Source organism: Ktedonospora formicarum, from assembly GCF_016587355.1.
GTDB classification, from domain to species: Bacteria; Chloroflexota; Ktedonobacteria; order Ktedonobacterales; family Ktedonobacteraceae; genus Ktedonobacter; species Ktedonobacter formicarum.
The window spans coordinates 1,722,946-1,739,812 of the sequence record NZ_BNJF01000001.1; the positions used below are offsets into that span (position 1 = coordinate 1,722,946).

A 16,867-nucleotide genomic window follows, 5' to 3' on the forward strand; every position below is an offset into this window, starting at 1 on the left:
AACTAATGCAGAAGCCCTCGCTTCCCTATTCTCAGGAGCGAGGGCTTCTGCATCTGAACAGAGTGAGGTAAACATGCTCGCGGAATAAGACACCTCTACATACTGTTTTCACTGCTAAATAGCTAGCTCACCTAGGTCTAACTTCATATCTTTTGTTGAACAACAATCTGGAGGTATCCTTTCTCATATGTCTACCACTTCCGAATCGCTTTCTCTTGCGCTTACCTCAACCACACCTCCCCCTCTCTTTCAACCCATTACCCTGCGAGGCTTAACACTACGCAACCGTGTGATGGTCGCACCCATGTGTCAGTATTCTTCCGAAGATGGCTTCGCGAATGACTGGCATCTTGTCCACCTGGGCAACTTCGCGATTGGCGGAGCCGCTATTGTCATGACCGAAGCGACAGCAGTCGAGGCGCGTGGTCGTATCTCTCCACAAGATCTGGGAATCTATCGCGATGAACATATCCCGCAACTGGCTCGCATCACACGCTTTCTCAAAGAGCAAGGGGCCTCGCCGGCAATCCAATTAGCCCATGCTGGACGAAAGGCCTCGACCTATAGGCCATGGAGCGGGAGCGGTGAAGTAGCAGTTGAGGATGGGCGCTGGCAGACCGTTGGGCCTAGTACGCTCCGTTTCTCCGATAACTACCCACTTCCCCAGACCTTGACCCATGAAGAGATACAAGAAATCATCACCAGCTTTAAGGTTGGAGCCGAACGAGCGCTTCAGGCTGGTTTCGAGATCGCTGAGCTTCACGCAGCTCATGGCTATCTGCTCCATGAATTTATCTCGCCACTCTCCAATAAACGCGAGGATCAGTATGGCGGCTCACTCGCCAACCGCATGCGCTTCCTGCTTGAGGTTACAGATGCAGTTCGCCAGGTCTGGCCCACGCATCTCCCACTCTTTGTTCGTCTCTCTGCGAGCGATTGGACAGAAGGAGGAGTAACCATTGATGAAACAGTTGAAATCTCGCGAGCACTCAAGGAGCATGGAGTTGATGTAGTTCATGCCTCTTCGGGCGGCAATGCATTGGCACAGATACCTCTTAAACCTGGTTACCAGGTACCCTTCGCAGAGCGGATTCGCCGCGAGGCAGATATACCAACCGCCGCCGTAGGACTCATTACCGAGGCCCAGCAGGCCAATACCATCGTCCAGAGTGGACAGGCGGATATCATTGCCCTGGCACGCGAATTTTTACGAGACCCCCACTGGCCCCTTCGAGCAGCGCACGAACTAGGCTATGACATTGCCTGGGCTCGCCAATATGAGCGGGCCAAACTACCGCTCAAGTAGCATCCTTACGAGCAGAGATGACGCAGCTATTATGCTATCGCGTCATCTCTGCTTCATATCCTACCTACTATTTGTAATGCAAGTTGTAAGATAAGGAAGCCTGCAATCCATTCGAGGAAGGTTCTAACTCTACGAACAAGATGGTGCAACACCAACCCCAACTGTGCTAATTGTGGAATAAATGGCTATAATAGGCAGACAGATACCATATTCTTTGAGAAGAAGGAAATATGATGAGTCAGGAAGAGCTTATTGCACGCACGCCAGAACCACGTACACGTGAGAGCCTGACACGTGATCTCCGACAGCTTGGTGTCGAGGCTGGAATGACGCTGATTGTTCATTCATCGCTGAGTTCACTGGGATGGGTTTCTGGCGGACCAGTCGCGGTTGTGCAGGCACTCATGGATGTGCTCACCAACGAAGGAACACTGGTCGCCCCGACCCAGAGTGGAGGACTCTCCGATCCTACATACTGGCAAAATCCTCCTGTACCCCGTGAATGGTGGCCTCTTATTCAGGAGACCATGCCTGCATATGATCCACAAACAACCCCTACACTGGGTATGGGAGCCATTGTGGAAACGTTTCGTAACTTTCCTGGTGTCCTGCGTAGCGACCATCCTCTTGTCTCCCTGGCTGCCTGGGGTCGGCATGCCGAATTTATCACCGCCAAACACAGCTTAAATTATGCCCTGGGCGAAAATTCACCCCTAGCACGCATCTACGATCTGGATGGTTATATACTACTGCTCGGCGTTGGGTATGATCGATGTACCTCGCTACACCTTGCTGAATATCGCGCTCCGGGCAGCACCGAGATCACACAATCCGCGCCTATCTTTGAGCATGGTCAACGTGTATGGAAACAACTTAAAGATATTGATCTTGATTCCGATATTTTTCCCATATTAGGAACAGAGTTTGAGCAACAGAATAAGTTCTTAATGGGAAAGGTGGGCTCGGCTGACGCGCGGCTCTTCAATCAACGTCTTGTCATCGACTTCGGAGTTCAATGGCTCACACGACAGCGTCAGAAAGGCTCTCAGGATCAGCTTGCATAAGCATAAATGATCTCGTATAACCTCTAGCTCTACACCCCATAGACGTTGTATGCTCTCACTAAGATTGCTTCCACCACTAAAGTCTTAGTCGAAACCCTATACCGCTGATCGCGGCAACAACTGCTCTCAGGTTTTGGATAAGGAGCAACAGAAAGGATATACAAGAATATATATGGCAACCCATCCCAATATCATTAGTCGCTTTGGCTTTAGCGAGTATTTACTTGAAAAACTTCGTGATGCCGCCCAGGCAGATATTACTGTTATTGAAGAAAAAGAATCCTTTAATCGTAGCCTTCGCGACGCTGAGATTATCTGTGGCTTCCTCCCTAACAACTGGCGTGAACTCGCGCCAAACCTGCGCTGGCTTCAATCGCCAGCCGCGGGTCTAGATAGCCTTCGAGGGAACAGCATCCTTGAGCCAGAGAGCGGCGTTATCGTTACTACCGCCTCCGGTGTTCATATCACCAATATTAGCGAGTATGTCTTTGGCAGTATGATTATGTTCAACCGCTCCTGGCCGCAACTGCTAGACATGCAAAAGCAACGTATTTGGCCGCCCAAAACTGCAGACTACGTAGAGGAAACATATCATATTCCGTTTCGCGAACGTGAGCTCGCCGGGCAAACGCTAGGCATTATTGGGATGGGCAACATTGGGCGTCGCATCGCGCAGGTCGCGCACGCCTTCGGCATGCGCGTACTGGCAACTCGCCACTCGGTGCACAATGGCGAGCAAGATCCCGATGCCGATCAACTCTTCCCCCAGGAGAATATGCATACGGTCCTAGGGCAAAGCGATTATGTGGTCATCGCTGTCCCTCTCACAAACAAGACGGAAAAACTGATTGGTGAGCGTGAGTTGCGTGCGATGCGCCCACACGCCTACCTGGTCAACATCGCACGCGGCAAAGTCATCGATGAAGAAATGTTGATTCGCGCGCTTCAAGAGGATTGGATAGCCGGGGCAGGGCTCGACGTCACAGCTACGGAGCCTCTACCAAAGGATAGCCCGCTCTATAGCCTACCTAATGTCATCCTTACGCCACATATCTCGGGTGCCACAAATCACTATGAGGCTCGTCTGGCCGAAATCTTCGCCGATAATCTGCGCCGCTATCGTGCAGGTCAGGAACTCCGCAACGTTTACCAATCCCAACGAGGTTATTAGGACTTCGTGCTAAATTATGGCTATTGTATTTCGCATCATCCCCCTGAAAATGGCACTTCAATGGGATGATGCGAAGAGAGAGGGAGAACATGGTCTACCGGTTGCTTGCATTTATCGCCCGTTTAATCCTGCCCTGTTTTTTCCGTATTCACATCACAGGGGAAGATCATGTTCCATCCGAAGGCAGAGTTGTGCTCACTTGCAATCATACCTCCTGGTTAGATGTGCTCTTTCTGGCCTATGCTACTCTGCCACGGCCTATCCACTATATGGCGAAGAAAGAACTCTTCAAGCAGGCATTGGTGGCATGGTTCTTGCGCTCGCTTCATGCCTTTCCCGTAGATCGTCAGAAGCCGGGACCCAGTGTGCTCAAAAACTCGCTGGCGATACTTGAAAATGGAGATGTGCTCGGCATTTTCCCAAGCGGAACCAGGACAAATGAAGACACAGCGTTGAAACAAGGCGCAGTGACCATCGCGTTACGAGCGCAGGCCCCTCTCATCGCCGCTGTCTATCGCGGTCCTCTCCGTTGGAAACTCTCCTACCTGTTTCGCCGACCATCCGTTACCCTCCACTTCTGGCCTGCACTGAGTAGTTCTCACGATGGTGAGGATCGCAAACAGGCCCAGATGCTGCTAATGCAACGCTTAAGTGAGCGGCTTACCCAGGAGCCACAACAAACAACAATATGAGCCCTCATCTCCATTTCCCCAAGCAAAGTGGGTCCAGGCGATGACGTCATCGCCTGGACCCACTTTGCTTGGGGAAGCAACTTTATTTTTTCGTCGTAGTAGGGGTAGGTACAATAACTGGTGTCTGGGTGGCAGTAGGAGTCGAGCCAGGACTCTGCCCAAGGTTAATGCTGATATCATCAAAGGTCTTAAAATTGACCACCTGATTGCCAGACTTATCGTATGTTCCCTCTACTATATCACCAGGCTGTACCAGAGGGAGTTTAGGCGAGAGCGAGAGATTAGCAGTAAAGATATACGGCTGGCCCTCGATCTGTATGTAATACACCGTGTTATTCCCTTGCAATACTGAAGAGATGCGCGTGACTTTGCCTTTCACTTTCTGAGCTTCCGTAGTAGAAGGTATATTGCCATTGCCCCCCGATTGTGCCAACCATTGTTGATAGGATTGGAGCGCCTGTGGAAGCGAGGTATCGAACTGCACATTACTCCCATTCAGATTACGTGCATCGACAATCCCGACAGCCTGGAAGATAGCTCCTGAGGTCTGTGTCTCCTCGCTATCACTGCCAGTACTCTGGACATAGATGGCGACCCATGTCGGGGTATCGTAGATCTGATAGAGTTGTACACTCGCCACAGAATAGTTACGAATGTTTGAGCGCGTCGATGAGAAGGTCTTAACTACATTGTCGCCTACACCAACCCCTTGCAAGGGATAGAATGTAGCCTGATTCTTATGCGTGTCAAAGAGGAAGACGCCAGTGCTAGAACTATCATTGCTTGAAGAGGAGGTCATAGGGACAAGCCATACCGGGCGATCCACATTGTTATAGAGCAATTCAGGAGTTCCTACCGTCACCTGCTGGCCCGCGCCCGAAGGATTAAACCAGGGCGCGGCATGATAACGCCCCCACCAATCAAGGTATTGCTGCACCGTCTCGGAAGGCATGACACGATCAACCCAGGCAGGAACTTTACCAGGAGCATACTTGGTTATCACCCCTGTATGCGCGTCAACCAGAAGCACTTCGGTGAGCACATCACCAACATAGCCTCGAATAGGCTGCATCACCGACACCGTCCAATAGGGATGATAGTTATCGTCCAGCTCAAGCGTCGGATCCACTAATTTCCCATAGGTATAGCCGCTCAAGTAGACATGCCTCATCAAATCCTGATTCAGCAATGCACCTGGAAGATAGGCCAGAGAGGCGTCCTTATCCGTGTAGAGTTTGGGTACTGCCTGTGGATCTTCGGCATCAACAACCACAAAGCCAGGAGTTTGTGGATTCGAGAGATTCACAAAGATGTTGTTATAACTCAAAGGCGCAACATAATAGAGATGCCCCTTAACTGATTGCAATGTGTAGCTGTCCGTATCGATATTGTACTCCGATCCCAGGTTCTGTCCATTGGAACCAAGCACCTGTTGTCCCTTGTACGCTGCCACACTCTTGCTCGCCAGGACGATATGATTCTGGTCAGTTGCTGGCAATTTATCGGTCTTCAGCTCAGTCACATTAGGTATTGCTGCCAGAGCTTTCGTGTTCACATCAAACCACGTTGTGAAAATGGAGATAAGGAGGGGAGCTACAAGACCCACAACACCAACAATCACCAGGCCAAGAATACCAGCAGCCACGGCCCCACGTGTGGTCTGGCCCGAGGAGAGACGTGATAGCGATCTACCAGAGGCGGCCTCCATTGCAGGCACGAAGAAGGACACGAGATTCCCCAGGCTGCTCAAGAACAGAGGCCAGAGCACCCATTGCCAACCCCAGAATGGACCAGTCAAAGCCGGTCGCGAGAAGTAAACGATCAATACGCTCAACAGAAAATTGAAGACGGTATACCCGATCAGCCAGCGGAGGAACCCGCCTCGCGCCGACTTTTCTCGGCGGCCAAATACAAGCCGCCCTATGGTGAGAAGGATCATCACCACCAGCGTGCCAATAAACGACAACAGTAAAACGGCCATAATGAGTACTCCTGCTATGCATAAGGAAGTGTGTTCTGTCAACGCACACACATGCCATCGGTATATACGTACTGATATGCTCTAGAGATACAAACAATTTCTCTACTAGTTCAGACGTAACCTCCACAATTTTCTCTAAGCCCGCCCACATATCAGGCACATGGAAGGAGCACTCAGGCCACGCCACCTGAGTGCTCCTTATAGCAAAGTCCAGACCGGTTGAGAGCCCTGCGCAGGCTCAAGCCTCTGAAAACCGCTGTAAGCGTATGACTGAACGGCGATTACTTCTCTAGAGTGCTCTTACTATTACGCTCACCATCAAAGGAAAGCAAAATGCGCTTACCATCGTAAATGGTTTCGAGGTGAACCGGACGGCCCCACAGCAGTTGCACATGCTGCAATGTCTTCTCAGCGTAATTCAGGTCAAGATCCTGGCCCTCATACATGTGCTTGATATAAAGCTCGCGGTTCCCACGATAATCTCCATTATCGATCACAAGGTAGGGATAGCCGAAGTTGGTCATACTGGCAACTATGGAATCGCGTACCTTTTGCCAGTTCTTCTCGACAATGACCCATTCATCCCCCTCCTTCTTGTACAGGTAAAGGTCAAGATCCTTGATCAGATCCTCCGTCAGGTAGTTACGCAGGAACGAGACGTCATTATCCAATTCGCGCACCTCGAAGATCTTCTCCCGTCCCTTGCCAGGCTTGCGCCCAAATTTCTCCTGCTCTTCCTGTGTAGGGGCATTCCAACGCCGCTCAATATCCTCAAAGACCTTGAAGCCAATATAATACGGGTTGAGAGATGTACGTGAGGGCGAAAGAACTCCTGAGTGCAACTGCGCGAACTCGATGGTTTCCGAGTCGGTAATAATGCTCCTATCGCCCATTTCGCGCATTATACGCGAGTGCCATATGCTGTTGTGATGCAACATACCGTTAGCGATATAGCGATGACTTTCCTCAACTGTGATGTCGTACACATCAGCGACCCCATGCTCAACGCTCACTACCTCATCGGTTGGATCCTCTTTCACAAACCAGCGATGGCTCCTAAGGTACTGGCAGAGCTTATCCTGCTTACGACCAAGGCTAAAGCCAATCTCCTGAGCAAAGACCTGAGCCGACCTTCCCTTGATACGGATATTTACGCCATAGCGCCGCGTAAGGATGCCATAGTTGAGTAAGATGATCTGAAGTGCCTGCGCGATCTCATCACTAAAGGTCGACAGGATCACACCATCACTCATGGAAGCGCACCCATCACAATCGAAGTACGCGCGCAAAAACGCACTTACCACGGCCTTCGGCGAGCGTAGGATGGCAGCGGGTATGGCCTTGGCACGCGCCTTAGCACGCAGATCAATACCCAGTCCTTCCAGCAGATCAAGCACATTGGCAGAATAGAACACGACACGCCAGCGTCCGCCCTTGCCGTTTAACGTCTTGTCATCCCAGAAAACGCAAGCTTCGATGGCAAAGAGACGCAGAACGAGAGCCGCATAGCGCTCAGCCAATTCATAGTCTCCACTGGTATAGCCAATTGCCTGCTTCTGCGTATGAATATTTCCATCACCAATCAGGTAGCCAAGAAACTCAGCGAACTCCTCGTTTAGATGGGTAGGCGCCAGTAAGGGGAAACGCCCTGCATAGAGTGCTTTTCCCGCTGTCCCTGGAGTGTAGCCAGTACTAACAACCGCGCTAGCGATGCGCTGCTGAGCATAGGTCGTCTTACCACTTAAAGAGCGATAGACCGTATGGACACCAACACCCGCTGCTTGTGCGACATCCGCGACTGTTGCCCAGGACTTGAGCACAGGCAACGCAATGGGTACCTGCTCAGAGGGCCAGATGTTGCTACTAACATTGAGCGGAATACGCTGACCGATGCGCACGTCCTTCAATTCCATCCATTGCTCTGGCCCAACACTCAATTTGTGGCCCTCGGCCCCCTCCAGCACAAGCCCGCGCCGCGTTCGCAAACGAATAGTGCTGGCATTGCGCCGAATATGCCGATCACTAACCGGATCACATTGCTCCTTTCCGCTACCAACGCTAATTCTCTGTCCCTGCGTCAGGCGCTCATGGAGAGCATCATAACGCATGAGGCCAAACTCAGTCAGAACTAGACTCTCCGCAACGAGGCAGGCCCAACCCTCATTCATAGTCTTGGTTTGCATCTGTGGCACGAAGTACAGCATCTCATTACGAACAATCTCCAGGATATCACGTTGCCATTGTTCCAGCGATGGCGAATGCTGTAAAAGGAAGAGCAGGATATCCTTCTCGGGCTTCTCTGGAAAACGCGGTGTCTTGCCAGAGCGCTCTTCACGCTCCTCCTCAGCCTTCTGACGATTGGCATCTAACTCCCAGAGATCATCATATTCTGTCGCCAGCCGAACAAACTTGCTCTCCTTGGGCTCCTCCTCTTGTCGTAGCAAAAGGTTATAATCGATATGCTCTTGGATAGAGAGAGCCGCATCCAGGAAACGCTCAACCTCTTGCTTGCCATGATCAAACTCATACTTGGCAATACGCTCGGCATGTATGCTTACCTTGTCGATCATACGCTTTGAGGTATGCTGGAAGTAGGCGTTGTTCTTGAAGAAGTCGGTATGACCGAAGACATGGGCCGCCACAAAGGTATTTTGCAGCAGATCATTCATCTCCATCAGAAAAGCATAACTCGGGTTTGTGTTCACGACCATCTCGTAGATCTTACTCAACCCAAGATCATACTGCATCTTCTGGCGATAATAAGCCTTGCCATGCGTCCAGTGGCTAAAGCGACCGGGCAAACCATATGAAGCAAACTCATACATGATAGCCGCAGGAACCAGCTCAAAGTGAGTTGGAAAGGGATCCAGGCCAAACTGCTTGGCAATCTCCCAGGCCCCTTCGATGGAATCGCGCAGACGCTCAAGATCGCGGCTCGATTCGATACTCGTCATACAAGAGCTCCTTCCTTCTACCTGGCTGGCACTGGATCACGTTGGGCAAAGAACTTCCGTAACGCTGGATAGACCTCTTTCTTATCCGAGATGGTAACGGCGGTGAACTTCTTATCGTTGATCTTGTTATACGCCGACATCAGCGTACTTGGCGAACGATAGTGACCCTCGCGAATTTCGCCATAGCCGAAGATGTTGCACTGTTCCATAAGCTTGTTCACCAGTTGAACACAGCGATCATTATCCCAGGGCAAATTATCACCATCTGAGAAATGAAAGGGGTAGATGTTCCAGTCATTGGGGTTATAGCGTTCCTGAATGATCTGGAGCGCTAGCTCATATGCCGATGATACCTGAGTTCCGCCGCTCTCTCCCTTATGGAAGAACTCTTCTTCTGTGACCTCCTTGGCCTCTGTATGGTGGCTGATGAAGACAATCTGCACATTGTTGTAGCGTGTGCGGAGGAAGCGCACCATCCAGAAGTAGAAGCTGCGCGCGATATACTTCTCGAATTCTCCCATCGAACCGCTAATATCCATCATAGCCAGAATTACAGCATTTGACTGATATTTGATGGTGGGCTCCCAAACCTTAAAGCGCAGATCTTCAGACTTAATTTCCTTGAAGCGCGCCTCACCTTTCGAAGCGTTACGCTTGATGTTCTCCAGGATGGTACGCTTCTTGTCCAGGTTAGGCATAGGACCCTTCTTGCGCACATCCGTAAAGCGAACAGCATCAGTCTCCATCTCTTGTTGGCGCTTCTCCTCCAGGTTAGGCAGGCTCAGATCCTCAAAGATCATTGCCGCCAATTCCTCCATGGAGATCTCGGCTTCATAGTAATCATAGCCCGCGTCTTTCCCGGCTTCGCCCTTCTTGCCCTTACCAGGACGAGGCTCTTGAGCGACAACATCGCCAACCTTGCTCTTGCCATTCCCTTGACCTGAATGGGTTTGACGTCCAGGATCAAAGCGGAAACGATACTCATCGAGAGAACGGATGGGCACCCGTACCACCTTCTTCCCATCCGAAAGGATAATATTCTCTTCGCTGACAATCTCGCCCAAGTTTTTCTTGACGGCGTCGCGTATCTTCTCTTTGTGTCGCTCCTGGTCTATCTGGCCTTTCCGGTGCAACGACCAATCGTGCTGAGAAACAGACATGGTACGTTCTCCTTATCGTATGGAACCAGGGGATGAGGATGGTGCCGGGGCATAGGTCGCAGGCTGGCGTGACCCGCCTTATGTAGAACAGGCGCGAACAGGACAGGGTACACCGCTAGCTTGCGGCGTACGCGCGAGTTTAATGCTCGCGTCGTACGCCCATGTCCATACTGCATCAGCCCGGTCGTCGTTATCGGTTCAAGAGGCTTCCCGTATACCGGAGAATTTCATTTGCGCAGACGTGACAATAACCGTGCTCCGTCATGAGGCGATTCACCACCTCATTGATCTTGCGCAACTGCTCTTTATCAGGAGTACGAGTAGACGTAGTGATCTTAACGACGTCTCGCAAGTCCGCGAAGAGTTTCTTCTCAATCGCTTCCTTGAGGCGCTCGTGGCTGGTATAGTCAAAGGTCTGTCCCTTGCGCGCCAACGAAGAGATACGTATCAGGATCTCCTCACGGAAGGAACGTTTGGCATTCTCTGAGACACCTATCTGTTCCTCAATGGAGCGCATCAGATGCTCATCTGGCTCCATCTCCTCGTCGGTAATCGGGTCGCGCAGGCGCGTCTTGTTACAGTACGCCTCAACGTTATCCAGGTAGTTGTTAAGCAAAGTACGCGCGGATTCCTCATAGGAGTAGACGAAGGCCCGCTGAACTTCTTTCTTGGCAAGCTCATCATATTCTTTACGAGCTTCGCTTACAAAATTGAGGTAACGCTCACGCTCTTCACGTGTGATACTGGTATGTTGATCCAGGCCATCACGCAGGGCACGCAAGGCATCAATGGGGTTAATACACGTGACATTATGCTTGACCAAAGCGTTCGAGAGGCGGTTGATGACATAGCGAGGCGAGATGCCATCCATGCCTTCACGCACAGCCTCTTCTTGTAATTCGCGCACATCCTTCTGCTTAAAATCTTCCATATCCTCGCCATCATACAGTTTGAGCTTCTTCATCAAGCTCATACCAGCCTTCTTTGAAGGCTCCATGCGAGTAAGAAGAGCGAAGACGCTGGCGATACGCAATGTATAGGGCGCAATATGCACATCCTTGAGCGCGCTCTGTTTGAGTAATTTCTCGTAAATCTTTACCTCATCAGAGACACGCAGATTGTAGGGGACCTTGACCAGAATAATGCGGTCCTGTAAGGCTTCAGACTTCTTATTGCCCACAAAGGACTGATACTCATGCTCGTTGGTATGACTAACAACAACCTCATCGGCATAGATCATGCTAAAACGTCCGGTCTTGATGTTCTGCTCCTGGCTCAGGGTGAGCAATACGTACAGGAACTTCTCATCCGTTTTTAGCATTTCGACAAATTCCATGATGCCACGATTTGATATGTTTAGCTCGCCATCGAATCGATAGGCACGTGGATCGCTCTCAACACCTACCTCGCCAATGGTAGACAGATCAATACCACCGACAAGTTCACTAATATCCTGGCTTTTGGGATCAGACGGCGTGAAAGTCCCGACGCCGACGCGATACTTCTCGCTGAAGGTGACACGCTTAACTGGTACATCCTCAATATTACCCTTATACTGGTTATCCACCATATAGCGGCAATGAGGACACAGGTCACCTTCAATGTAGATGCCAAACTCTCGCTCGACATCAGAACGGAGTTCGTGAGGAATGAGGTGCAACGGCTCCTCATGCATAGGGCAGCCCTTGATTTCATAGAGCGCGCCATCCTGCACTCGACTATATTCTTCCAGACCGCGCTTGAGGAGGGTCACAATGGTAGACTTACCTCCGCCGACAGGTCCCATCAGGAGAAGAATACGCTTACGCACTTCCAGGCGTTGGGCAGCCGAGTGGAAGTAGTCAACGATCTGCTGGAGAGGCTTTTCAATGCCGAAGATCTCCTCGCTGAAAAATTTGTAATGCTGCTCATTAGTACGGGTCGTCTCGATACCAGCGTCCATGATCATATGGTAAACGCGCTCATGTGAAAGGCGGGTAATTTCAGGTTTCTTTGACGCAATCTCAAAGTATTGCGCAAAGGTTCCTTCCCACATGAGTTCTCGCTCACGATCTCGATATTCTTCCAACCGCTTCACCAGATCCATGGCTTACCCTCTCTTTGCTGTTCGATAGAGTAGTCCGTGTGGGGCTTATGCTCCCCTCCCCTCCTTAGGGAAAGGTCATACATCCCCTGGTTGCTACTCATGGGACGGATACTACGAATAAGACAGCCAGGGAAAGACTCCTTTTGGTTGGGCAAGGACATTATACGAGGATGGCGCAGGGACTGACACACCATCTACCACCTCTTCCTTCCATTTCCCTCTCCCCGCTCGACAGCTACCAGATGACTGAAAGGGCCAGTTTCCTTCTCGACACGCGTCGCAAGAGAACCAGCCCTTTCCAACTTTTCGGCGGATATTACGGTTTGGATCTACTATATATTCATCCCAAACCTTATAAAGAGTAGAATTGGGTAGCGTTGTCAAACGCATCTACAGATGCTCCTGCAATGTTACAATATGTCCTTTCTTGTTCCAGCGCTTTTCACATTTGTAGCAGAAATGCAGTTTTGTGACCACCACCCTCATGAATTTTGTACTCTTGCTAGAACGTGGCCCTTCTTAGGGGTATGGGCAAATTATACCATATTTTTCTGTCTCATACAATTCTACGAAGAAGGCAAAATTGCTAGTAAAGCAAGTTTTTCACCACATCCATGTAGACAAAATAGCTCATCTACTCCTTCAAGATAAAACTGCCAGTTCAGGTACCATACTATTTTGTGTATCAATATTACTATCCTTCGTCTAGGCAGGCATTTGGGAAGAGCTCCCAGAAGAACGCCTGGGAGCTCTAAGCACACGGATTTATAAATCAAAGATAATCTAGAGCTGCATATGCACGCGATGACCACGCCTAATACCCAATGCGCTGGCGGCATCACCATTTTGTACAGCAATCAGGATATAGCCTGAGCTATCTTCCAGAAAGAAAGGGTGTTGGCTGATCGAAGCATCAGCACTCAAGGCGAAGGTCTTACGTCTCTCGGTCACACACACGCCCAATTCAGGAAACTCGACTGCCGCGCGGGGGCTGCTCGTCCATTCAGGAACCATGCGTGCCGGAATGGAGGTTATGATATTACCAAAGTGATCAATATGGATGACACTCGCCTCCACTTCGTCGCCCTCGCGTATTGCTTGCAGATTCCCCAGGCGACGCAGACTTGACACCTCAAGCTCAGGACCAAGCTTCTCCAGCGGTAGGCCAGCCGCGATATGTGCGGCTGCTGGCGCGAAGATATCACGTCCATGGAAGGTCGAACTGACCGAAGCAAGGCGATAAGCTGGCTCAGTCAGCTCAACTGCCTGATAAAACGGCAATTCCGCCAGGATCAAGCTAAAGAGACCATTGTCCGGTCCCACAAAATAATAATCTCCAGCATGAACGGCAATCGCGCGCCGATCACTGCCCACCCCTGGGTCAACGACACAGAGAAAGATAGTGCCAGCAGGAAAATAACGATAATGCGACGAGAGCAGCCACGCTCCCTGAGCTACCTGTTGTGGCTCAACCTGGTGTGTGGTATCAATAAACCGGGCATTGGGCGTGATAGTTAGGATAACGCCTTTCATCACACCTACAAAGCCATCTTTCAGACCAAAATCGGTCATTAACACGATCACAGGCGCAGGAGTTATGAACGGTTTCGAGGATTGAAATATACTCATTTTCAAACACCTCCAAATGGTACCAGAATCAATGCGATAGCAGCGTAACAGTACACACACAAGGTACTATAAATATGGAAATCGGTGTTTCCTGAATACATCCATTTGCAAATGAGTGGAGTGCAAGGCTACAAAGTCGCAATGAACCTCCTTTCAAGCAGAGTGAGCAAAAGGCGCAAAGCACTTATCCCTGATGCGTCATTAGTCACATGTGCTATGCCGGGTACACCCTGGTATGCTATACTAGCGCCAATAACGGCTAGCGGTGCTCGTTATTTGCCGGCACTGCCTGGAAGGTGACGAGCTTCGCAACCAGGTGGTACGCGATCCAAGCGGTGCTTGTTTCCCAAAGTGTATTCGCGCCTCGGGCAGCACGCTTAGGCAAATGAGTGGCATGACCTACCTTCCATGTGCATGTAATATCGTTGAGTACGGTCACAAGGCCACAAAACCTCAACGTTTAACGATAGAGATCTATGCACCAGTATAACCCAGCGCAGTAACCGGAGCGATAGATTATGAATGCTAGTACCAGTGGACCTCATATTCTCCTATTTGAGCGCGATCAGCAGTTAGCAGGGTTACTTATTGGCGAACTGCAACTCGCGGGCTATGATTGCCATACCGCTCGCACTGCGGTGGAAGTCTTCGACGCCATCGCGCGCCTGCCCATTCGCCTTATTTTGGTCAATCTCTCTCAGGCTGCGGCTGCACGGCGTGAGTTCTGGGTTGCCCTGGATACCCAGCGCAGAGGGCGTGGCATCCAGGTTCTGACCTTTAATTGTACGAATATTGCGGGCTATGGGCCACGCGACTTTGATGACCATATCTCTTCCACACCTGCTGATGTTGAGGTTGATGGTATGCTTGGCGTCATGGGACTTGTAGACGCCGTACGTGCTCGCGTTCCCTCACAACAGCCTGATGCCAGCGGGAGTACAGCGCCACGCATGTCAACACGCATGTCCCCCGCCAATAGCGGCATGGCAGCTCAAAGCATGCCTCGCCCCTCCCAACCGATGCCCTCTCCACTGTCAGGCATGGGCAGTCAACCAACATATCGCTCACACTCATCACCCGAGCAGATGCTTTCGCCACAGCGTAGCAATATGCCTTCCTATACTAATCAAGTAAACCCAACACCAAATCCACATCCTGCGCCCTATCAACAGACACCACCACCCATATCAACACAGGGTATGCCTCATCCATCACCCTTGCCAGATGAGTTATCACAGCCATCATATACAGATAAAATTCATGCAGTCCTCTATCCTAATCAGAGAGCCTGGACGCCACAAAATAACCCATCTCTAGCGGGCACGCCGGAGAACAAATACGAGGCACAGAGTGCCATCCTCTCGTCATTCTCTGAGCCTGTCGCTCCTACACCACCGCCTTCTGGCTCCAACTTGAATACGCTACAACGTCTGGCAAGCGGACAGTTGGATGGGGGAAGTGAATCAGGGCTGGCCCAACTCTCGCGTCTCATTCAGGGTAGACAGACACCAGCAGCCGAACCGGCTCCCACTCCTTTTACACCGGAGGCATCGCCTTTTCGGTCACCGCAATCTTTCATGCGACCATCGCCTATTCAAGATCCGCCAGCGACGCCACATTACCCAGCACAGCAGCCACCGCGCGTCGAAACACCACCAGCCTCTTTGCCATATCAGACACCACAACCAGGCGAATCCAACCCTCTCATGAGGACCTACGCGACCCATTCTGCTCCAGTCGCTCCTGAGCAGAATGCTCCTATGCGTCCGTTTCAACCCACAGGCGAGCAGCATGCTGTAAACCCACCCCTACAATCATCGGGTGAGCACTTTCCTTATGCTCCCTCCGAAAGAGGTGGCCAGAAAACACCTGCGTCACCCCCACTAACACCATCTAATGAACAAATCATTACGCAACCTATGCGCCCTGCTCCTATTCAAGATATGCCAGCCGAGCGCAATACGAGCGGAACAACGTCAACGGAGAATACAGCCCGCCGTCCCGATGTGCTCTCGCGTGCCAACTATGGGCAGCCTACAGGGATTCCCCCTCTGGCATCCATAGCAGCCGCCAATACCACACCGCCACCGTACACGACTGCGCCACACATTCCAGCAGTCTCGCGACCAGCCCCCGAACCTCGGGAAGAATTTGTCGATGCTCAACCGGAAGTTATACCAGACATATCGGCATACAAGCAAGAGCAACAGGCAACTCAAGAAAGGGGTCCGCAGGCTACAGCCCCAACCGAACCACTCGCCCGCGATAAATCACACCAGGAACAGGTATCCAGCCAGGATGATATTGTTGAGCAGATCAAAGCCGAGATGAGGCGCGCCACTGAAGGGCAGGGTGAGAAAGAGGCTCCGTCTTCGTCAAATGCCTCTGTCTTGATCGACATTATGCAAAGCCTCCCCCCAATGCCCGCGCCAACGGCACAGCCACCACAGGCTCAGATACTCAATGGACGTGCGACTCGCTCGCTTGGTAGCGTCCTGCTGGAAGGGCACCTTGTACCCGAAAACCGTCTGGATGTCGCGCACAATATCCAGCGTATGCTGCGAGGAGTTGACCTTAATTATCAGCTTGGCGAGATTCTCCTGATGTTTAAATTACTGACACCTGATCAGTTGCTTGCCGCCAGCCTGGTCAGCTATGGCATGATCAACACAACTCAAATTGGCTCACTCGGTCGTATTCGTCAAGAGCTTCACGCAATGGGCCTGGAATATGATCTCGAAAACCTGCTCATCATGTTCCGCGTCCTCACACCGGAACAGTTGCGCGAGGCCAAAGCCGATTGGTAAAACAAGCTAGCAGCAAT

The 16,867-nt window shown here is 51.1% G+C and carries 10 protein-coding genes; 5 read left to right on the plus strand and 5 right to left on the minus strand.

All coding sequences use genetic code 11. The features are described 5' to 3' along the window. Positions 1–187: 187 nt before the first annotated feature. From K3T82_RS07430 to K3T82_RS07445, 4 genes are all read left to right on the plus strand, one after another. Complete coding sequence (locus K3T82_RS07430; protein ID WP_220192848.1) at positions 188–1,306, plus strand: NADH:flavin oxidoreductase/NADH oxidase; 1,119 nt, start codon at positions 188–190, stop codon at positions 1,304–1,306. A 233-nt stretch (positions 1,307–1,539) separates the two neighbouring features. Next, positions 1,540–2,370, plus strand: coding sequence for an AAC(3) family N-acetyltransferase (locus tag K3T82_RS07435; protein ID WP_220195073.1), 831 nt, complete (start codon positions 1,540–1,542; stop codon positions 2,368–2,370). A gap of 172 nt (positions 2,371–2,542) precedes the next feature. Then, positions 2,543–3,541, plus strand: coding sequence for a D-2-hydroxyacid dehydrogenase (locus tag K3T82_RS07440; RefSeq protein ID WP_220192849.1), 999 nt, complete (start codon positions 2,543–2,545; stop codon positions 3,539–3,541). An 89-nt stretch (positions 3,542–3,630) separates the two neighbouring features. Beyond that, positions 3,631–4,233, plus strand: a complete 603-nt coding sequence (locus tag K3T82_RS07445; protein WP_220192850.1) for a lysophospholipid acyltransferase family protein — start codon at positions 3,631–3,633, stop codon at positions 4,231–4,233. 82 nt (positions 4,234–4,315) lie between these two features. Here K3T82_RS07445 and K3T82_RS07450 read toward each other — a convergent pair whose 3' ends face one another. The 5 genes from K3T82_RS07450 to K3T82_RS07470 form a co-directional block, all read right to left on the minus strand. Beyond that, entirely contained in the window at positions 4,316–6,214 is a 1,899-nt protein-coding gene (locus K3T82_RS07450; protein ID WP_220192851.1) for a hypothetical protein, read from the minus strand. 281 nt (positions 6,215–6,495) lie between these two features. Continuing rightward, on the minus strand, positions 6,496–9,168 hold the full coding sequence (locus K3T82_RS07455; RefSeq protein ID WP_220192852.1) for a SpoVR family protein: 2,673 nt from the start codon (positions 9,166–9,168) through the stop codon (positions 6,496–6,498). A 17-nt stretch (positions 9,169–9,185) separates the two neighbouring features. After that, complete coding sequence (yhbH, locus tag K3T82_RS07460) at positions 9,186–10,328, minus strand: sporulation protein YhbH (RefSeq protein WP_220192853.1); 1,143 nt, start codon at positions 10,326–10,328, stop codon at positions 9,186–9,188. Positions 10,329–10,518: 190 nt separating this feature from the next. Then, a complete protein-coding gene (locus tag K3T82_RS07465) occupies positions 10,519–12,414 on the minus strand; it encodes a PrkA family serine protein kinase (protein ID WP_220192854.1) in 1,896 nt (631 codons plus the stop codon). Between the two features lie 783 nt (positions 12,415–13,197). Then, a complete protein-coding gene (locus tag K3T82_RS07470; protein WP_220192855.1) occupies positions 13,198–14,043 on the minus strand; it encodes an SAM hydrolase/SAM-dependent halogenase family protein in 846 nt (281 codons plus the stop codon). Positions 14,044–14,561: 518 nt separating this feature from the next. Between K3T82_RS07470 and K3T82_RS07475 the strand changes: the two genes are divergently transcribed. Continuing rightward, the gene (locus tag K3T82_RS07475; RefSeq protein WP_220192856.1) at positions 14,562–16,850 is read left to right on the plus strand and encodes a response regulator transcription factor; all 2,289 of its coding nucleotides are present in this window, start codon (positions 14,562–14,564) and stop codon (positions 16,848–16,850) included. Positions 16,851–16,867 lie beyond the last annotated feature (17 nt).